Annotated in this window: 23 protein-coding genes; 17 read left to right on the top strand and 6 right to left on the bottom strand. The window is 60.3% G+C overall.

All coding sequences use genetic code 11. From position 1 onward, the window contains the following. The first annotated feature begins 97 nt into the window (after positions 1 to 97). From FAY22_RS14650 to FAY22_RS14625, 7 genes are read left to right on the top strand one after another with little or no spacing between them, the layout of a single operon-like run. Positions 98 to 496: a DUF2244 domain-containing protein gene (locus FAY22_RS14650; RefSeq protein ID WP_246860519.1), complete on the top strand. Its 399-nt coding sequence runs from the start codon at positions 98 to 100 to the stop codon at positions 494 to 496. Positions 497 to 538: 42 nt separating this feature from the next. Continuing rightward, on the top strand, positions 539 to 1,699 hold the full coding sequence (gene coxB / locus FAY22_RS14645; protein WP_146330891.1) for a cytochrome c oxidase subunit II: 1,161 nt from the start codon (positions 539 to 541) through the stop codon (positions 1,697 to 1,699). A gap of 19 nt (positions 1,700 to 1,718) precedes the next feature. Beyond that, complete coding sequence (gene ctaD, locus FAY22_RS14640) at positions 1,719 to 3,314, top strand: cytochrome c oxidase subunit I (RefSeq protein ID WP_146330890.1); 1,596 nt, start codon at positions 1,719 to 1,721, stop codon at positions 3,312 to 3,314. A 35-nt stretch (positions 3,315 to 3,349) separates the two neighbouring features. Next, complete coding sequence (locus FAY22_RS22165; protein WP_210411831.1) at positions 3,350 to 3,457, top strand: cytochrome oxidase small assembly protein; 108 nt, start codon at positions 3,350 to 3,352, stop codon at positions 3,455 to 3,457. A 1-nt stretch (position 3,458) separates the two neighbouring features. Further along, positions 3,459 to 4,028: a cytochrome c oxidase assembly protein gene (locus FAY22_RS14635; protein WP_146330889.1), complete on the top strand. Its 570-nt coding sequence runs from the start codon at positions 3,459 to 3,461 to the stop codon at positions 4,026 to 4,028. Positions 4,029 to 4,031: 3 nt separating this feature from the next. Beyond that, a complete protein-coding gene (locus tag FAY22_RS14630; protein WP_146330888.1) occupies positions 4,032 to 4,247 on the top strand; it encodes a DUF2970 domain-containing protein in 216 nt (71 codons plus the stop codon). Positions 4,248 to 4,272: 25 nt separating this feature from the next. Beyond that, positions 4,273 to 5,136, top strand: a complete 864-nt coding sequence (locus tag FAY22_RS14625) for a cytochrome c oxidase subunit 3 (RefSeq protein WP_371417297.1) — start codon at positions 4,273 to 4,275, stop codon at positions 5,134 to 5,136. A 63-nt stretch (positions 5,137 to 5,199) separates the two neighbouring features. On the opposite strand, the gene FAY22_RS14620 is transcribed toward FAY22_RS14625, so the two are convergent. Next, a complete protein-coding gene (locus tag FAY22_RS14620) occupies positions 5,200 to 5,400 on the bottom strand; it encodes a twin transmembrane helix small protein (protein ID WP_146330886.1) in 201 nt (66 codons plus the stop codon). Positions 5,401 to 5,476: 76 nt separating this feature from the next. Here FAY22_RS14620 and FAY22_RS14615 point away from each other — a divergent pair, with 76 nt between their 5' ends. From FAY22_RS14615 to FAY22_RS14595, 5 genes are read left to right on the top strand one after another with little or no spacing between them, the layout of a single operon-like run. After that, on the top strand, positions 5,477 to 6,190 hold the full coding sequence (locus FAY22_RS14615) for an SURF1 family protein (RefSeq protein WP_146330885.1): 714 nt from the start codon (positions 5,477 to 5,479) through the stop codon (positions 6,188 to 6,190). Then, positions 6,177 to 6,770: a cytochrome C oxidase subunit I gene (locus tag FAY22_RS14610; RefSeq protein ID WP_146330884.1), complete on the top strand. Its 594-nt coding sequence runs from the start codon at positions 6,177 to 6,179 to the stop codon at positions 6,768 to 6,770. Before FAY22_RS14615 ends, FAY22_RS14610 begins: the two co-directional genes overlap by 14 nt. Positions 6,771 to 6,778: 8 nt before the next feature. Beyond that, the gene (locus FAY22_RS14605) at positions 6,779 to 7,891 is read left to right on the top strand and encodes a heme A synthase (RefSeq protein WP_210411830.1); all 1,113 of its coding nucleotides are present in this window, start codon (positions 6,779 to 6,781) and stop codon (positions 7,889 to 7,891) included. A 7-nt stretch (positions 7,892 to 7,898) separates the two neighbouring features. Beyond that, positions 7,899 to 8,783 (top strand): heme o synthase, encoded by an 885-nt coding sequence (gene cyoE, locus FAY22_RS14600; protein WP_146330882.1) that lies wholly within the window; start codon positions 7,899 to 7,901, stop codon positions 8,781 to 8,783. 5 nt (positions 8,784 to 8,788) lie between these two features. After that, positions 8,789 to 9,418, top strand: a complete 630-nt coding sequence (locus FAY22_RS14595) for an SCO family protein (protein WP_146330881.1) — start codon at positions 8,789 to 8,791, stop codon at positions 9,416 to 9,418. An 83-nt stretch (positions 9,419 to 9,501) separates the two neighbouring features. On the opposite strand, the gene rpoH is transcribed toward FAY22_RS14595, so the two are convergent. The 4 genes from rpoH to ftsY form a co-directional block, all read right to left on the bottom strand. Beyond that, positions 9,502 to 10,398 (bottom strand): RNA polymerase sigma factor RpoH, encoded by an 897-nt coding sequence (gene rpoH / locus FAY22_RS14590; protein WP_146330880.1) that lies wholly within the window; start codon positions 10,396 to 10,398, stop codon positions 9,502 to 9,504. A gap of 281 nt (positions 10,399 to 10,679) precedes the next feature. Continuing rightward, complete coding sequence (gene ftsX, locus FAY22_RS14585) at positions 10,680 to 11,606, bottom strand: permease-like cell division protein FtsX (RefSeq protein WP_146330879.1); 927 nt, start codon at positions 11,604 to 11,606, stop codon at positions 10,680 to 10,682. Further along, positions 11,603 to 12,289 (bottom strand): cell division ATP-binding protein FtsE, encoded by a 687-nt coding sequence (locus FAY22_RS14580; protein ID WP_146330878.1) that lies wholly within the window; start codon positions 12,287 to 12,289, stop codon positions 11,603 to 11,605. Before FAY22_RS14580 ends, ftsX begins: the two co-directional genes overlap by 4 nt. A gap of 1 nt (position 12,290) precedes the next feature. Beyond that, positions 12,291 to 13,367, bottom strand: coding sequence for a signal recognition particle-docking protein FtsY (gene ftsY / locus FAY22_RS14575; protein WP_146330877.1), 1,077 nt, complete (start codon positions 13,365 to 13,367; stop codon positions 12,291 to 12,293). 139 nt (positions 13,368 to 13,506) lie between these two features. Here ftsY and FAY22_RS14570 point away from each other — a divergent pair, with 139 nt between their 5' ends. The 5 genes from FAY22_RS14570 (at position 13,507) to FAY22_RS14550 (ending at position 17,744) form a co-directional block, all read left to right on the top strand. Next, the gene (locus FAY22_RS14570) at positions 13,507 to 14,874 is read left to right on the top strand and encodes a pitrilysin family protein (RefSeq protein WP_146330876.1); all 1,368 of its coding nucleotides are present in this window, start codon (positions 13,507 to 13,509) and stop codon (positions 14,872 to 14,874) included. 17 nt (positions 14,875 to 14,891) lie between these two features. Then, positions 14,892 to 16,214 carry a pitrilysin family protein gene (locus FAY22_RS14565; RefSeq protein WP_146333461.1) on the top strand — a complete coding sequence of 441 codons (1,323 nt, stop codon included), beginning with the start codon at positions 14,892 to 14,894 and terminating at the stop codon, positions 16,212 to 16,214. A gap of 4 nt (positions 16,215 to 16,218) precedes the next feature. Then, positions 16,219 to 16,851, top strand: coding sequence for a 16S rRNA (guanine(966)-N(2))-methyltransferase RsmD (gene rsmD / locus FAY22_RS14560; RefSeq protein ID WP_146330875.1), 633 nt, complete (start codon positions 16,219 to 16,221; stop codon positions 16,849 to 16,851). Positions 16,852 to 16,963: 112 nt separating this feature from the next. Next, entirely contained in the window at positions 16,964 to 17,452 is a 489-nt protein-coding gene (gene coaD / locus FAY22_RS14555; protein WP_146330874.1) for a pantetheine-phosphate adenylyltransferase, read from the top strand. A gap of 22 nt (positions 17,453 to 17,474) precedes the next feature. Beyond that, the gene (locus tag FAY22_RS14550) at positions 17,475 to 17,744 is read left to right on the top strand and encodes a YfhL family 4Fe-4S dicluster ferredoxin (RefSeq protein WP_146330873.1); all 270 of its coding nucleotides are present in this window, start codon (positions 17,475 to 17,477) and stop codon (positions 17,742 to 17,744) included. A gap of 14 nt (positions 17,745 to 17,758) precedes the next feature. Here FAY22_RS14550 and FAY22_RS14545 read toward each other — a convergent pair whose 3' ends face one another. Then, positions 17,759 to 18,853, bottom strand: coding sequence for a diguanylate cyclase (locus FAY22_RS14545; RefSeq protein ID WP_146330872.1), 1,095 nt, complete (start codon positions 18,851 to 18,853; stop codon positions 17,759 to 17,761). Between the last annotated feature and the right edge of the window lie 24 nt (positions 18,854 to 18,877).

Genomic DNA, 18,877 nt, shown 5'->3' with positions numbered 1-18,877 from the left:
CTTCCCCAGATTATTACCGTTCTTGCATTTGGTGGTTTCCACGCTCAGGTGGTTACTCATGGCCAGGCGGGAATGGGTCATAAGGCGCAACTGTTCGATGTCGCCGCGCCAGCTGGCGTCGGCTTACTCGGCGTTGTGCGCGATGTCCTTGGCGGTGGCTGTCTTTTTTACGTTGCACGGCGCTTGGTATGTGCTGGCGTTTTCGATTCTTGAAATTTCGGCAGTAGGGGGCGCGTTCGTCCAGTTCGGCCGTCATGCGAATGACCACGAGCGCATCTTGCTGATGGATAACTGCTTGCTGGTTGAGGTCGTGCGGGCGGACCGGGTCAGGCAATTCAGGCTGGATCCGCATGCCACGCGCATTGCGCTACCCGCGAAACCCGGCAGTGCAGTGGCGCTGGAAGCGAACGGTATCAAGGTCGAAGTCGGACGGTTTTTGACGGAATGGAAACGGCGCGAGTTTGCGGGGGAGTTGAAAAGCGCGCTGGCGTCCTGAAGAAAATTATAGAAATTCCAAATTCAGGTACTTGAGGAAACTATGAAACTTGCGAAGCGCCTTCAATCGTTGCTGTTCGGTGCGTCGCTCCTGGCGGCGGGTGTGCCGTCATGGGCGGTCGTTGATAGCCCGGGCGGGCCTGCCGTGCGTCAGCTGAATTTTCAGCCGCCGGTCACGAGAATCGCCGAGGATGTCTACTCCCTGCACAACATGATGCTAGTCATCTGCCTGGTGATCTTCGTCGCGGTATTCAGCGTGATGTTCTATTCGATCCTCAAGCACCGCAAGTCGGTCGGCCACCGCCCGGCCACCTTCCACGAAAGCACCGCCGTCGAAATCGCCTGGACGGTCGTGCCGTTCATGATCGTGATCGGCATGGCGCTGCCGGCCACGAAAACCGTGGTGGCAATGAAAGACACCTCGAATGCCGATCTCACCATCAAGGTCACCGGCATGCAATGGAAATGGGGCTATGACTACCTGAAAGGCGAGGGCGAAGGCATTTCCTTCCTGTCTGCGCTGGCCACGCCGCGCGAGCAGGTGGTCGATTCGACCAAGGTCAAGAACGACAACTACCTGCTCGAAGTCGATAATCCGGTCGTCGTTCCGGTAAACAAGAAGGTGCGGATCGTCACGACCGCCAACGACGTGATCCACTCCTGGACGATTCCGGCGTTTGCCGTCAAGCAGGATGCAATTCCCGGTTTTGTGCGCGACACATGGTTTCGCGCCGAAAAAATCGGCACCTATCGCGGCCAATGCGTCGAACTGTGTGGCAAGGAACATGCGTTCATGCCCATCGTGGTCAATGTCGTGAGCGAGGAAGACTACAAGAAGTGGGTCGACACCAAGAAAAAGGAAATGGCGGCCAAGGCCGACGATCCGAACAAGACCTGGACGCTCGACGAGTTGAAGCAACGTGGCGAAAAAGTCTATGCATCCAATTGCGTCACTTGCCACCAGGCAAACGGCAAGGGGGTCCCGGGCGCGTTCCCGGCGCTGGACGGCTCTGCCATCGTGAATGGTCCGAAGGGCCCGCAAATCGATCGCGTACTGAACGGCAAGGGCGGCATGCCGGCCTGGAAGGGGACGCTGTCCGATACCGAAATCGCCGCCGTGATTACCTACACTCGCAACAACTGGTCCAACAAGGCCCAGGAAAAACTTGTCCAACCGGCCGAAGTGCTGGCAGCGCGTAAGTAACAGATTCTAGGAGATCGAGATGAGCACCACTGTAGTTGATCACGCCCACGATCACTCGCATGACCACGCGCACGACCATCCGCATGGCTGGCAGCGCTGGCTGTTTGCCACAAACCACAAGGATATCGGCACCCTGTACCTGTGGTTCTCCTTCATCATGCTGCTGTCCGGGGGCGTGCTGGCGCTGATGATTCGCGCCGAGCTGTTCCAGCCGGGCCTGCAATTGTTCCGTCCGGAATTCTTCAACCAGCTCACGACCATGCATGGCCTGATCATGGTGTTCGGCGCGATCATGCCGGCCTTCGTCGGCTTCGCCAACTGGATGATCCCGCTGCAGATCGGCGCCTCCGACATGGCGTTCGCCCGCATGAACAATTTTTCATTCTGGCTGCTGCCGCCGGCCGCGATCCTGCTGGTGACTTCCTTCCTGGTGCCGGGCGGCGCCACGGCTGCGGGCTGGACGCTGTATGCGCCGCTGTCGACCCAGATGGGCATCGGCATGGACATGGCAATCTTCGCCGTGCACATCATGGGAGCGTCGTCGATCATGGGCGCCATCAACATCATCACGACCGTCCTGAACATGCGCGCGCCAGGCATGACGCTGATGAAGATGCCGATGTTCTGCTGGACCTGGCTGATCACGGCCTACCTGCTGATCGCGGTCATGCCGGTGCTCGCGGGCGCCATCACCATGACGCTCACCGACCGTCACTTCGGCACCTCGTTCTTCAATGCCGCCGGCGGCGGCGATCCCGTGATGTACCAGCATATCTTCTGGTTCTTCGGCCACCCCGAGGTGTACATCATGATCCTGCCGGCGTTTGGCATCATCTCGCAGATCATTCCGGCCTTCTCGCGCAAGCAGCTGTTCGGCTATGCATCGATGGTGTACGCCACCGCCTCGATCGCGATCCTGTCCTTCATCGTCTGGGCGCACCACATGTTCACCACCGGCATGCCGGTCACCGGCCAGCTGTTCTTCATGTATGCGACCATGCTGATCTCGGTTCCGACCGGCGTGAAGGTCTTCAACTGGGTGGCGACCATGTGGAAGGGCTCGATGACCTTCGAGACGCCGATGCTGTTCGCCGTCGGCTTCATCTTCGTGTTTACGATCGGCGGTTTCACCGGCCTGATCCTGGCGGTGACGCCGATCGACATTCAGATGCAGGATACCTATTACGTGGTGGCGCACTTCCACTACGTGCTGGTGGCCGGCTCGCTGTTCGCGCTGTTCGCCGGCTTCTATTATTGGGGTCCGAAGTGGACCGGCTTCATGTATAACGAAGGCCGCGGCAAGTTCCACTTCTGGGGCTCGCTCATCACCTTCAACATCACCTTCTTCCCGATGCACTTCCTGGGCCTGGCCGGCATGCCGCGTCGTTATGCCGACTACCCGGCGCAGTTCACCGATTTCAACATGATCGTCTCGATCGGCGCGCTCGGTTTCGGCCTGATGCAGGTGTACTTCCTGTTCGCGGTGGTGCTGCCGGCAATCAAGGGCGGCCAGAAGGCGCCGGCCAAGCCGTGGGATGGCGCGGAAGGGCTGGAGTGGACCGTGCCGAGCCCGGCGCCGTTCCACACCTTTGAAGTACCGCCGACTGTCAAGTAATCTGAAAGGGCGGGCGCAAGCCCGCCCCAATACGTATGCCCGATCAGAAAAAGCCCAGTAACCTCAGAACCGCATTGATTCTGGCGTCGATCGCGCTGATGTTTTTCATCGGCATTTTCGTGAAGCGTTTATGGCTGAGCTGACATGAACAAGCACGAGCAAGACCAGGCCGGCGAAACGCGTGCACTGAATGCGCAAATGCTGGGCAAGCTGTTGGTGATTGCCGTGCTGATGTTTGGATTTGGCTATGCGCTGGTTCCGGTTTACAAGAAGATTTGCGAAATCACCGGCGTGAATATTTTGACGCCGAAAGATGCGACGGCGCAGGAGGTCGGCAACACGCAGGTCGACAAGACTCGTACCGTCACCATCGAGTTCGACGCCAATGCTCAGGGGCCATGGCGTTTCCGTCCCACCATCGGCAGCATGCAAGTGCATCCCGGCGAGATGGCGCAGGTAGTGTATGAAGTAGTGAATACGCAGGCGCGCAATGTCGACGCGCAAGCGATTCCGAGCTACGCGCCGCAGCAGGCCGCGTCGCACTTCAAGAAAATGGAGTGTTTTTGTTTTAAGCAGCAGACGCTTGGCCCGAACGAAGCGAAGCAGATGCAGGTCGTGTTTTACATCGATCCGGCGTTGCCCAGGGATGTGAAAACGATCACGCTTTCCTATACGTTTTTCGAAGTCGCCGGCGCCGGCAAGAAGGCGGGCTGATGCATGAATGATCTGGAGAAGGCCTCGCGACGCAAGATGTCTTTTTTCGCAACGATGAAGGCGGTGTTCTGGTCGTTCTTCGGCGTCAGGAAGAAAAGCGACTATGAAAAGGATGCACAGCAGCTCAACCCGGTGCACGTCATCATCGCCGGGCTGCTCGGTGCTCTGGTATTTATTTTGACGCTCGTGATGATTGTGCGAAGTGTCGTCGGACGGTAAGTAACAATTTGATTGAATGGGGGAGATGGAGATGAATGCTAAGCAAGGTAGCGCGCCTTACTACTTCGTGCCGGGACCGTCCAAATGGCCGGTGCTCGGAGGCGCATCGCTGCTGCTGACCATGATCGGTGCCGCCGCATGGGTCAACGGCGTGAGCTGGGGGCCGGTGGCCAATCTCGCCGGCATCCTGGCGATACTTGTGGTGCTGTTCAACTGGTTCGGCGACGCCGTGCGCGAATCGGAAGGCGGCCTGTACAGCAACCGCATCGATACGTCGTACCGCTGGAGCATGGGATGGTTCATCTTCTCCGAGGTGATGTTCTTTGCGAGTTTCTTCGGCGCGCTGTTCTATGCGCGGACGATCTCCCTGCCGGACCTGGGCAGCCTGGATTACAAGATCCTGTGGCCGGATTTCACCGCGCAGTGGGGCAATACGCCGGGCGGCACGATCGAACCGTTCACCAAGATGGGCCCGTTCCCGATCCCGACCATCAACACGGCCTTGCTGCTGACCTCCGGCGTGACGCTGACGATCGCGCACCATGCGCTGCGCGCGAATCAGCGCGGCAAGACGGCATTCTGGCTGTTCGCCACCATCGTGCTGGGCGCCGTGTTCATGGGCTTGCAGGCATATGAGTACGTGCATGCCTACCATGAGCTGAACCTGAAGTTGAGCTCCGGCATCTACGGTTCCACCTTCTTCATGCTGACCGGCTTTCACGGTTTCCACGTGACAATGGGTGCGATCATGTTGACCGTGGTGCTGCTGCGCCTGCTGAAGGGACATTTCACGCCCGATCATCACTTCGCGTTCGAAGGTGCAGCCTGGTACTGGCACTTCGTCGACGTGGTGTGGCTCGGCTTGTATGTGGTGGTGTACTGGCTGTAATGTGCTGCCAACAAAAAGCCGCACTTCGGTGCGGCTTTTTTACTGGAGGGAAATGTCCGGACGTTAGCGGATGCCGGTAGGTTGGATCCATCCCAGGTGGTTGGCAATCAGAATCAGCACGAACAGGGCGATCGAGAGGCCCACGCGAAAGGCCAGCGCCTTCACGGTACGATTGCTCTTGCCTTTATCTTTCATCAGGAAAAACAGCGCGGACCCGAGGCTGGCAAGGATGAGGATAAAGGCAAGGGCGACCAGGAGTTTCATGTTCGACAGGCGCGCATCGCGGCATTGCGCCGCCGGTTTGGCGCAGCAAGAGAGTATTGGATAAAGCGACATTGTAATGCGATTCACGTTCCGCTTTCGTTGGCTCCCTTTTATTGCGGCGGGTATTGCCGCAATCATCGGGATCTCGCTCGGCCAGTGGCAGATGCGGCGGGCGACGGAAAAGGAAGCGATCGAAGCGCGCATGGCGCAACGCGAGGCGGCCGCGCCGCTGTTGCTCAATGCAGGCGTGCCCGGCATCGACGAAGCGGAATATCGGCGCGCAATCGCCAGGGGCGAATTTGCGCGTGACTGGCCGGTGTATCTTGATAACCGGCCCTACCAGGGTGTGGCGGGCTTTTATGTCCTGATGCCATTCCGGCTTGCCGGGACACAGCAGTACGTGCTGGTGGCGCGCGGTTGGGTCAGGCGCGACGCCGCCGACCGCACCAGGCTTGCCGTAGCGCCGCCTCCAGCCGGACTGACGGAAGTGACGGGCATGGTGCGCCGCCATCCGGGCCATGTGCTGCAGCTGGGCCGCGACGAGCCCCTGCACCCCGGGGCCATCGTGCAGAACGTCAGTGTGCGGGAAGTCGCGCAGGCCAGTAAACTGGATATCGCCCCGATCATGCTTGAACAGTTGAACGATACACACGATGGGTTGGTTCGCGACTGGCCGCGTCCCTCAATCGGTGTGGAAAGGCATCGTGGCTACGCATTCCAGTGGTATGCGCTGGCTGCGACGGCATTAGCATTTTTTGTAGTGACAGGATTGCGACGTGAAAGAAAATAAGCAGAGAACGAATGGAAGATGGAAACTCCTGGCAGTGATCGCGGTCTGCACTGCACCGGTGATCGCTTCTTATTTCACGTATTACGTCCTCAAGCCGCAAAGCCGCACCAATTACGGCACGCTGCTCGATCCAAGCGCCTATCCCATCCCCGCCACGCTCGGCACGGCCGCGCTCGACGGCAAGCCGGTGGCGCTGGATGCCTACAAGGGAAAATGGATCATGCTGTCGGTGGACGGTGCCGATTGCGGCGACGCATGCCGCAAGAAGCTCTACGAAATGCGCCAGTTGCGCCTGACACAGGGAAAGGACATGGACCGCATCGAACGCGTTTGGCTGATCCCGGATGCGCAGCCCGTCGAGACGATGCTGATGCGTGAATATGACGGCACGCGCATGCTGCGCGTCAAACCGGATGCGGTACGCGCCTGGCTTCCAGTTGACGGCGGCACCGTTCCAGCCGATCACCTGTACATGATCGACCCGCTGGGTAACCTGATGATGCGCTTTCCGAAGGACGCCGACCCGAACAAGATCAAGAAGGACATCGTGAAACTGCTGAAAGCCTCGCGCATAGGATAGGAGCCCGCATGCTGATTCAACTGGCGCTTACCGGCATCCTGGCGGCGCTCCTGCCCCTGGCAGTGGTATGGACTTCCAGCGACAGGAACAAGTACCGCAAGCTGATCTGGGTGACCTTGTTTCTGACGTTCGATCTGATCATGTTCGGCGCGTTCACGCGCCTGACGGATTCAGGCCTGGGTTGCCCCGACTGGCCTGGTTGCTACGGACACGCCGATCCGCTGCAGGCGCATGCGCACATCAGCGCCGCGGAAGCCGCCATGCCGAGCGGGCCGGTTACGGTAAAAAAGGCATGGATAGAAATGATCCACCGCTATCTCGCGATGGGCGTGGGCGTATTGATCGTGTCGATCGCACTTGTCGCCTGGCGCAACTGGCTCAGGTCCGGCCGGGACGACGACAGGTTTTCGCCGCTGCTGCCGTCCTTGCTGCTGGCATTGGTTTGCCTGCAGGGAGCGTTCGGCGCCTGGACCGTGACATTGAAGCTGCAGCCCGTCATCGTGACGACGCATCTGCTGCTCGGCCTGAGCCTGCTCGCGATGCTGGCCTGGCTTGCGGCGCGCCAGAGCGTGCATACCCCGGTCGAGTCCCGCGCGGCCGCGTTGCGCCTTCCCGCAGCCATCGTGCTGGTGCTGCTCGGCGTGCAGATCGCCTTGGGCGGCTGGGTCAGCACCAATTATGCCGCGCTGGCTTGCCTGGATTTCCCGCTCTGCCACGGCAAGCCGATTCCTGAAATGGATTTCGCCAACGGCTTTTCGCTGTGGCGCGATCTCGGCAGGACCGTGAGCGGCGATTTCCTATCGTTCCCCGCATTGACGGCGATTCACTGGACCCACCGCACGTTCGCCTTCGTCGTCGTGGCGCTGGCCGTCTGGCTGGCGCACGAGGCAAGCAAGGTGAATGGCCTGCAAAAGAACGCGCGCTGGCTGCTGGCCGCTATCGGCATGCAGCTGGCGACCGGGCTGTCGACGATTTTCCTGAAATGGCCATTGGCCCTTGCGGTCGCGCATAACGGCGGCGCCGCGCTGCTTCTGCTATTGCTTGTCATGTTTAACTTCAAGGTTCGTCTGCCGGCGCACACGGCTTCGGACCGTTCCCCGATCCATCTGTCCGCCGCATGAGGTGCAAGTGACTACACTGACCATCCATCCCAACCGCATTTCCCAATACTGGGCGCTCACCAAGCCGCGCGTTACCCAGCTTGCCGTGTTTTGCGCCGTCATCGGCATGTTCCTCGCCACGCCGGAGCTTCCAGACTGGAGAGTGGTGGTGGCGGGCACCATCGGCATCTGGCTGCTGGCGGGCGCTGCCTTCGCGGTGAATTGTCTGGTCGAGCGGGAGATCGACTCGCGCATGGCGCGCACCGCGCGCCGGCCGCTCGCGCGCGGCGAAATCACGGTGCCGCAGACCCTGATGTTTTCCGGCGTCATAGGCGGCATCGGCATGTGGGTGCTGTTCAATTTCGTCAATCCACTAACCATGTGGCTGACCTTCGCCACCTTCGTCGGCTACGCGGTGATCTATACGATGGTCCTCAAGCCCGCCACGCCGCAGAACATCGTGATCGGCGGACTGTCCGGCGCTATGCCGCCGGCGCTTGGCTGGGCGGCCGTGGCCAACGATGTGCCGATGCAGGCATGGATACTGGTACTGATCATCTTCGTCTGGACTCCGCCGCATTTCTGGTCGCTGGCCATGTATCGTCGCGACGATTACGCGAGATCCGGGTTGCCGATGCTGCCCGTTACGCACGGGCCGGAATTCACGCAATTCCATATCTGGCTGTACACCATCGTGCTGGTGGCAACGACCATGCTGCCTTACGCGGTGCGGATGAGCTGCCTGATCTACCTTGCCAGCGCCGCGGTGCTTGGCGCCATCTTCCTCTGGTATGCTTGGCGCATCTGGCGGCATTACAGCGATCTTCTCGCGCGCAAGACCTTTGCGTATTCGATCGTCTATTTGTCGCTGCTATTTGCGGCGTTACTGGCCGATCATTATTTCAAGTTTTGATAGCTATGTTCTTTTCATCCCGGAGAATTCTCGCCGCCTGCGTGGTCGCATTTTCCGCGCTCGCCTTGCATGGCTGCGGCAAGCAGGGCGACGGCGCGCAAACGTTTCTGTCTCCGGCCAAGCCCGCTTTCGCAAATACGGACGTCACCGGACTCGATTACGCCAAGGATTTCGCGCTGCCGGACCACACTGGGAAAATGCGTTCCCTCGCCGATTTCAAGGGCAAGGCCGTCGTCGTGTTCTTCGGTTATACGCAGTGCCCCGACGTTTGCCCGACAACCATGGCTGAAATGGCGTCCGTGATGCAGCAGCTGGGCCCGCTTGCCGACAAGGTGCAAGTCTTGTTCATCACGCTCGACCCGGAGCGCGACACGCCGGAATTGCTGGCCAAGTATGTTCCTTCGTTCGATCCACGCTTCCTCGGGCTGGTCGGCGACAAGGCGGCAACCGAGAAGGTCGCCAAGGAATTCAAGGTGTTTTATCAGAAGGTGCCGGGCAAGGAGCCGGGCAGCTATACGCTCGACCACACGGCGGGAAGCTACGTGTTTGATCCGCAAGGACGCCTGCGCCTGTTCGTGCGGCATGGGCAGGGTGCCGAGCCGATCGCGCATGACCTCAAGCTCTTGTTGTCATGAATCTGTCGTAACGAATCCGTTATGGAAAAAGAAAAAGGCGTTCCGGACCGGAACGCCTTTTTTGTTGGGAACGACGAATTTGCTTACGCGTATGCCGCCAGCGCGCCTTTCATTTTCTTCAGGGCGGCGCTTTCGATCTGGCGGATGCGCTCGGCCGAAACGCCGAATTCGTCGGCCAGTTCGTGCAGCGTCGCGCCCGAGCCTTCGTCGTTGGCCAGCCAGCGCGCTTCCACGATCCGGCGCGAACGCGCGTCGAGCTTGTCCAGCGCAGCCTCCAGGCCTTCCGACTGCAAGCGGTCGTACTGGCGCGCTTCCAGCGCCTTGGTCGGCTCGCTCGCATCCGACGACAGGTAGGCGATCGGCGCGAACTTGTTGTCGTCTTCGTCGTCGCTCGGCGCATCCAGCGCGATGTCATGGCCCGACATGCGGGTTTCCATTTCAATCACGTCTTCGCGCTTCACGTTGAGTTCCCGCGCCAGGTCTTCGACCTGCGCCGGCGTCATTGCGTCCAGGCTTTCCTTGTGGCTGCGCAGGTTGAAGAACAGCTTGCGCTGGGCCTTGGTCGTCGCCACTTTCACCAGCCGCCAATTCTTCAGGATGTACTCGTGAATCTCGGCCTTGATCCAGTGCATCGCATACGACACCAGGCGCACGCCCTGATCCGGGTCGAAACGCTTGACCGCCTTCATCAATCCGATATTGCCTTCCTGGATCAGGTCCGCATGCGGCAAGCCATAACCGAGGTACCCGCGGGCGATCGATACCACCAGCCGCAGGTGCGACATCACCAGCTTTTGCGCGGCTCCCAGGTCGCTTTCATCCCGCAGGCGGCGTGCCAGTGACGTTTCCTCCTCATGCGTGAGCATGGGGATACGGTTGACCGCCGAAATGTACGCTTCGATATTGCCCAGATTGCCTGGAAAACCGAGCGCCAATGCGTGATTGCCTTTAGGAACCAGTGCCGATTGTGCTCTCATCATTTCTCCTTAACGTCCTGAGCTAAGACCACCTACAAGCCATAGTGATCCGCTTATTTCACAAATATATTAGCACTCTCCGGGTAAGAGTGCTAATCAGGATTTTTAACCGACTTGATAAGGGAAATACTATGGCGTAGTTTCAATTAATTAATATTTTCTACTTTAAGATGCGTGCGCGGCGGGCGATTGTGAATAATCAAGCAAGCGCAAGAAAAGGCCTGCAATGGTAAGAATGCGGTAGCCGGTCGCCGATAAAAACCACTCCTGTTGCAGCCTTCATTTCAGGAAAGGCGCGCCAGATGCTTTTTCACCGATAGCCGCGTTCCAAACAGTCCCATGCCGGCACTGATTGCCAAAAGAGTCACTGTGCTCGCAAAGTCCAGCGGAACCAGGCGGAATTCCGAGGCGTACAGCCGGGCAAAATCGGCCACCGCCGTATTAAGCGGATGCAGCGCCAGGGCAACCACGCCTAACGCCGCCGCGCCGGCGAACAGACCCAGTAGCGCGCCCATGTAATAGAACGGGCGGCAGATGAACGCATCGGTTGCGCCAAACATGCGGCACACCTCGATTTCCTCGCGTTGCGTCATGACTTGCAAGCGAATCGTATTGAAGACTACCGCAACCACCACGACGCCCAATGTCGCGGCAAGGAACAGCAGGGCGAGGCGCAGGACATGCATCAGCGCCGCTAGCCGCTTGACCCACGCCGAATCGACTTGCACATACTCGACGCCCGGCAAGGCTTTCAGCTGCGCCGCCAGCGTATCGATCTGTCCGGCCTGCGATGCGTCCTGAAAGCCGGACAGCTTGAGGACATAACCATCCGGCAGCGGATTTTCACCGAGTGCGGTAATGGCATCGGCCAAGCCGGTCCGCTCCTGCAGCAGGTTCAAGGCGCGCTCGCGCGGGATGAATTCGAGCTTGGCCGGGTTGCTGTCTTGCTGGACGAGATGGCGAATCTGCGGCGCGAGCGCCGTGGCGCGTTCGCGCGGCGTGTCCAAGGCCATGAAAATGCTGATTTCGGGTTCCACCGCCAGCTGCTGAGACACCGGCCGCACATTTTCCAGCACAGTCAGGCCGGCAAACGGCAGCGACAGCGAAATGGCGACCACCAGGACGTTCAGGCTGAAGCTGCCGGGCGTCTTCAGCAGGTGCCGCAGCGCGTCGGCGAACGCGAGTGCATGTTGCCGCAGCCAGCTATTCATGCCGCATCTCCGGAAAACGGCGCATGGATGCCCGGTCCGACCAGGCGCCCGTGTTCAAGATAAATGATCTTTTTTGCCTCATTGAGAATATGTTCGTCATGGGTGGCGATCAGGCAGGTCACGCCCACGCCGTGAAACGCATGGAGCGCTTCCATCACCTTGGCGGCGCTGGCACGGTCCAGATTGGCGGTCGGCTCGTCGGCCAGGATGATCTGCGGGCGGTTCACGATGGCGCGCGCGATCGCAACGCGCTGCTGCTCGCCGCCGGACAGCGCCAGCGGCTCGTCTGCCGCCTTGGACAGCAGGCCGATCTTGTCGAGCGCGGCGCGCGCGCGTTTTTCCGCGTCGGCACGCGGGTGGCCGGTGACGAGCAGGGGTAGCATGACGTTTGCCAGCACGCTGCGGTCGTTCAGCAGGCACTGCTGCTGGAAGATCAGCCCCAGGTTGCGGCGCAGGTAGGGCAGGCCGGACGGCTTGAGGCGGCCGATGTCATGGCCGTTGACGGTAATGGTGCCGGAACTCGGACGCTCCATTGCTGCAATCATCTTCAGCAGGGTCGACTTGCCGGCGCCGGACGGTCCCGACAGGAAAACCAGCTCGCCTTTGGCAATCGATAGCGTAATTTCCGACAACGCCGCGTTGTCGCGGCTGTACTGTTTTGAAACCTGGTGAAATTCGATCATCTCAGCTGAGCAGCGCGTCCACGAATTCTTCGGCATTAAACGGCTGCAAATCCTCGATCTGCTCGCCCACCCCGATGAAGTACACCGGCACCGGGCGGGTTTTCGCGATCGCCGCCAGGATGCCGCCTTTGGCCGTACCGTCGAGCTTGGTGACGATCAGGCCGGTCAGCTGCAACGCATCGTCAAACGCTTTCACTTGCGCCAGCGCGTTCTGTCCCGTGTTGCCGTCAATGACGAGCAATAGCTCGTGCGGCGCGCTTTCCATGCCCTTGCCGATGACGCGCTTGATCTTCTTCAACTCTTCCATCAGATGCAGCTGCGTCGGCAGGCGTCCGGCGGTGTCGACCATGACCACATTGACGTTGCGCGCCTTGGCCGACTGCACTGCGTCGAAGGCGACGGCTGCCGGGTCGCCCGATTCCTGCGCGATCACGGTCACGTCGTTGCGAGCGCCCCAGATCGCGAGCTGTTCGCGGGCGGCGGCGCGGAACGTGTCGCCGGCGGCCAGCAGCACTGATTGATGATGGGTCTGCATGTGCTTGGCAAGCTTGCCGATGGTGGTGGTCTTGCCGGCGCCGTTGACGCCCGCGATCATCATCACCAGCGGCTGATGGCGCCCCAGCACCATCGGCTTTTGCAGCGGCGCCAGCATCTCGACGAGCAGGGCGCGCAATGCGTCCTTGACCTGCTGGGCCTCGGTCAGTTTCTCGCTCTTGACCTTCTTCTTCAAGGCGTCCAGCAGGAACTGGGTCGCCTCGACGCCGGCGTCGGAGACCAGCAGCGCCGATTCGAGTTCGTCGTAGAGGTCGTCGTCGATCTTCGCGCCGACGAACAGGGTGGTGAGGTTGGTGGACGTTTTCGACAGGCCGGCTTTGAGCTTTTGCAGCCAGGAGCGCTTTTGTTCGGCCCGCAGCGGAGCCGCGGTGACGATCTCTTCGATGATTTCCGCTTCGGGCGCGGTCGCCACCGGGGCTTCGGCAACCGGTGCCGATTCCGCCGCGGGAGGTGTCGCCAAGGCTTCCGGCGCCGGCTCTACCGCCGGTGTGTCTTTCGATTTTCTTTTGAAGAAGCTAAACATGGGAGCTGGGCAGAAACGCGTTCAGGAATGCTTGCAGCAGCAAGACGGAAAGGAGATACAATCGCCAATTTACGTTGCATGAAATGCATGCCTACGAGCATGCACCATACCTGCCATCTATTTTATCAGAGCATAGATTATGAAATTCCGGATCGCCGTATTGCTGGCGGGATGGGCGCTCAGTCTGGCGCCTGTCCTCGCGCATGCCGAGCCTGCGCAAGAATTCATGCTGAAAAACGGCATGAAAATTATCGTCAAGGAAGACCATCGGGCGCCGACGGTAGCGCATATGGTCTGGTACAAGATCGGCTCGATGGATGAAGTCAATGGCACCACGGGTGTCGCGCATGCGCTGGAACACATGATGTTCAAGGGCACCAAAACGCTCAAGCCCGGTGAATTCAGTCAGCGCGTGGCGGCGCTCGGCGGGCGCGAAAACGCATTCACCAACAAGGATTACACCGCTTATTTCCAGCAGATCGAGAAATCGAAGCTGGAAAAGGTGATGGCGCTGGAAGCCGACCGCATGGCGAACCTGGTATTCGACAAGGATGAATTCGCCCGCGAAATCCGGGTGGTAATGGAGGAGCGCCGCTGGCGCACCGAGGACCAGCCGATCCCCCAGGTCTACGAATTGCTCAATGCTACGGCGTTTACCGCGCACCCCTATCACCATCCGGTGGCGGGCTGGATGAGCGATTTGCAAAACATGACCGTACAGGATGCGAAAGCCTGGTACGAGCGTTGGTATGCGCCGAACAACGCGACCATGGTCGTGACTGGCGATGTGGATGCAAAGCAAGTGTTTGCACTGGCTGAAAAGCATTTCGGCAAAATCGCGCGCAAGCCGCTGCCGACGACCAAGCCGCAGATCGAACCGGAGCAGCACGGCATCCGGCGCGTCACGGTGAAGGCTCCGGCCGAAAACCCGTATGTCGTGCTCGCGTTCAAGGCGCCGACCTTGCGCAACGTCGACAAGGATATTGATTCGCATGCGCTTGACGTGCTGGCCGCCATTCTCGACGGCTACGACAACGCCCGGCTGAATGCGAAGCTGGTGCGCACCGACAAGGTCGCCAATTCGGTCGGCGCCGGATACTCGAATGTCGCGCGCGGGCCGTCGCTGTTCCTGCTCGACGGCACCCCGGCCAAGGGCACGACCACCGAACAGCTGGAGAAGTTGCTGCGCGCCGAAGTCGCGCGCATTGCGAACGAGGGCGTATCCGAAGAAGAACTCAAGCGCGTGAAGGCGCAGCTGATCGCGGGCCAGATCTACAAGCGCGATTCGATTTTCGGGCAAGCGATGGAAATGGGCACGATGGAAATGTCTGGCCTGTCGTATGCCGACATCGACCGTATCATCGACAAGCTCAAGACGGTCACGGCCGAGCAGGTGCAGGCGGTGGCGAAGAAGTATTTTACCGACGACACGCTCACCGTCGCGACACTGGTTCCGCTGCCCTTGTCTGAAAAGAAGGCCGCGCCGCCCAAAGGCATGCGTCACTAACGAGATAACCGATCATGATGAAGCGCTTCCTTTTTATTCTGGCACTTTCCCTTGTCGCCGTAGCGCCGGCCCGGGCGTCGCTGCGGATTCAGTTCTGGACGCTCGCCAATGGCGCGCGGGTGCTGTTTGTCGAAAATCACTCCATCCCGATTCTCGACGTTAGCGTCGAGTTCGACGCCGGTTCGCGGCGTGACCCGCATGGCAAAGCGGGCACGGCCGAGCTGACCAATGCCATGCTGGCGCGCGGCCTGCACCAATCCGAAACGCCGCTGGCGGAACCGGCCATGACGGAGGCGCAGATTTCCGATGCGTTCGCCGACATCGCCGCCCAGCGCGGCGGCGGGGCCGGTATCGACCGCGCCGGATCGACGTTGCGCACCCTTTCCAGTCGCGCCGAGCGCGATGCGGCCGTGACCTTGCTGGCGCGCATACTCGCGCATCCGAGCTTTCCGGAAGACTTCCTGGCGCGCGACAAGGCGCGCACCATCGCATCGATCCGCGAAGACGACACCAAGCCCGAATCGATTGCCAACAAGGCATTCTGGCGCGTGCTGTATGGCGAGCATCCTTACGCAATGCAGGAAACGGTGGCATCGGTCGAGGCGATCACGCGTGACGACTTGGTTGCCTTCCATCGCACCCACTATGTCGCCAACCGCGCAATCATTGCCATGATCGGCGATATCACCCGGGCCGAAGCGGACACGGTTGCGCAGCAGCTCACGTCGCGCCTGCCGCAAGGCGCCGCGTTGCCGGCTGTGCCGCCGGTCAAGCTGATGCCGCCGACCGAGGACCGGATCGACCATCCGGCGTCGCAGGCGCACGTGTTGACCGGTATTCCGGCGCTGGCGCGTGGCGACGACGATTATTTCCCTCTCATCGTCGGCAATTATGTGCTGGGTGGCGGCGGCTTCGTGTCGCGCCTGACGCGCGAGGTGCGCGAAAAGCGCGGCCTATCCTACAGCGTCTACAGCTATTTCAATCCGCTCGCACAACCCGGACCGTTCCAGGCTGGCTTCCAGACCCAGCGCGAGCAGGCTGGAGAAGCACTGAAAGTAGTGCGCGACACGATCGCCGCCTTCCTGAGCGACGGCCCGACGCCAAAAGAACTGCAGGCGGCCAAGGACAACCTGATCGGCGGCTTTGCGTTACGTATCGACAATAACAGGAAGATTCTCGACAACGTGGCGGCGATCGGCTTTTATAACCTGCCGCTCGATTACCTCGATACCTGGACCGCCAATGTCGCCAAGGTGTCGATCGCCGATATCAAGGCAGCCTTCAACCGTAAGATTGCGCTCGACAAGATGTCGACAGTAATCGTGGGCAACGCAAAGTAATCCGATGCAACGAAGTCAGAAGCGACCGGCAGCGCAGCCGAAGATTCACTCTACGCACCAAGTGCGCATCATCGGCGGCCTCTGGAAACGAACGCCGCTGCCGGTTCTGGATGCCGAAGGCTTGCGCCCCACACCGGACCGGGTGCGCGAAACGCTGTTTAATTGGCTCAATCATTTATTTGACGGTAATTGGATCCAGGTGAATTGCCTAGACCTGTTCGCCGGCACCGGGGCGCTCGGCTTTGAAGCGGCAAGCCGTGGCGCGCGCGGCGTGACGATGGTGGAAGACAATGCCGCCGCCATCCGGCAACTGAACGCCGTCAAGGAAAAGCTCAATGCGGAACAGGTGGTAATCCAGCGCGGCGATGCACTCGCCGTGGCGCAAAGCTTGGCGGCGCGGGGCGGCGCGCATACGCAGTTCCAGCTTATTTTTCTCGATCCGCCGTATCATCGCGACTGGCTGCCGAAAATCCTGCCGCTATGCGCCAGGTTATTGGCCGACGGCGGCTTGGTATATGCTGAAGCTGAAATGCCGATCGATACCGACGCGCTCCCTGAGTGGCTGGCGGGGTGGAGCGTGCTGCGGGCCGACAAGGCCGGCATGGTATTTTTTCACTTGTTGCGGCGCAATACCTAGCTGGAATTTCAGGCATAATGCGCGTTCCGGCGGCCTGTGCCGCAAGGAGCCGCGCCGAATCCGCACGGCCGTGCCGATATGCTGAAGTAATGTCAATTGTCAGGGAGCCGCGATGGTTACAGCTGTTTATCCGGGAACGTTCGATCCGCTCACCAGGGGGCATGAAGATCTGGTGCGCCGTGCATCGGGCTTGTTCGACAAGCTGATCGTCGGCGTGGCCGACAGCAAGAACAAGCGGCCCTTCTTTTCGCTCGACGAGCGACTCTCGATTGCCAACGAAGTGCTCGGCCATTATCCGAACGTGCAGGTCGAAAGCTTTTCCGGTCTGCTGAAGGATTTCGTGCGGACGCATGACGCGCGCGTGATCGTGCGCGGACTGCGCGCGGTGTCCGACTTCGAGTACGAGTTCCAGATGGCCGGCATGAACCGATATCTGCTGCCCGACGTCGAAACCCTGTTCCTGACGCCGTCCGACCAGTACCAGTTCATCTCCGGCACCATCGTGCGCGAGATTGCGACCTTGGGCGGGGACGTGTCGAAGTTCGTGTTCCCGTCGGTCGAAAAGTGGTTGAAGAACAAGATCGCGGCAGGCGGGCAGTAAGTTGTGAGTAGTTGAGGTTGTTATGGCGTTAATGATTACCGATGATTGCATCAATTGCGATGTGTGCGAGCCGGAGTGCCCGAACGATGCAATCTCCATGGGGCCGATGATCTACGAAATCGACCCGAACAAATGCACGGAATGCGTTGGCCATTACAACGAACCGCAATGCCAGCAGGTCTGCCCGGTGAGCTGCATTCCGTTCAATCCCGCCTGGCGCGAATCCAGGGAGCAGCTGCAGGCCAAGTATGAACGGCTGCAGGCGGCACTGAAGGAAGAAGCCAAGGAGTAGTTGCCAAGCTTGGCTTAGCCGGCCGCGACGATCTTGTTGCGGCCGCCTTGCTTTGCCAGATAGAGCGCTTGGTCGGCCCGGGCGACAAATTTTTGCGCAGTCGCCTCGATCGCTTCGCACTCGTCGTGTTGCGCTAGTGAGGCGACGCCTATCGATACCGTCACGTCCAGGGTCTGCCCGTCGCCTAAAGCCAGCGGCTGTTCGGCGATGCTCTGGCGGATGCGTTCTGCGGCATTGCCGGCGGCAGTCGGGCCGGCGTCGATCAGCAGCACCACGAACTCTTCGCCGCCAAAGCGCCCGAGCGCATCCGACAGGCGCAATTCTTCCTTGATGCGGCCTGCGATCCCGCGCAATACCTCGTCGCCCGCCTGGTGCCCCAGGCCATCGTTGATCTGCTTGAAGTGATCGATGTCGATGTACAGGCACGATAAGTCATACCCCTGGCGGCGCGAGCGCCCGATCTCTTCCAGCAGGCGCCGTTCGACATAGCGTCGGTTATGCACGCCGGTCAGCGGATCGGTCAAACCGATGTGTTTCAATCGTTCGTTGTTGACGGCGTTTTCCAGGCATACCGCGACGATTGCCGCCATATGCTCCACGAAGTCGGTGCCCATGCCATCGATAAATCGCGCTTCGTCGCGGCTGCCGATGCACAGGCAGCCGATCAGCCTGTCATGGCGCCGCAGAGGCACCAGCGCGAGGCTGGCCGGTGTCGGCAGCGGCACCGGAAACAGCGCGCCATGCATTTGCAGCGAGAAGGCGCCCAGCACCGGTTTGCGCAGCTGGCCCGGCAGGGCGCCGAATCCGGCTTCATCCTGCAGGAACAGCAGCTGGGGAATGTCTGCCGGATCGATATTCTGATCGGCCAGAATGCGGCGGATGTCGTAGTCGGGATCGAGCAGCACCAGGGTGACGACGTCGAGTTCCGAAGCGGTCGCGAAGCCGCGGAAGATGGCGTCGAGCAGTTCCAGGAAGCCGGAGGCGCCGATGAATTGCAGGTCGAAGGCTTGGAAGCGCTGCAGGATCTGCTGGTTTTGCTGGGCCTGCCTGAACAGTTGCTCCAGCCGGTTACGTAGCTCCAGATTTTCGGTAACCAGGTCCTGCGACATAGCTGTGCGCTCCTCAACGAGCCG

This window comes from Noviherbaspirillum sp. UKPF54 (assembly GCF_007874125.1).
Classification (GTDB): domain Bacteria; phylum Pseudomonadota; class Gammaproteobacteria; order Burkholderiales; family Burkholderiaceae_D; genus Noviherbaspirillum.
The sequence above is the reverse complement of the archived record's forward strand: the minus strand, read 5'-3'. Positions and strand labels throughout refer to the sequence as shown.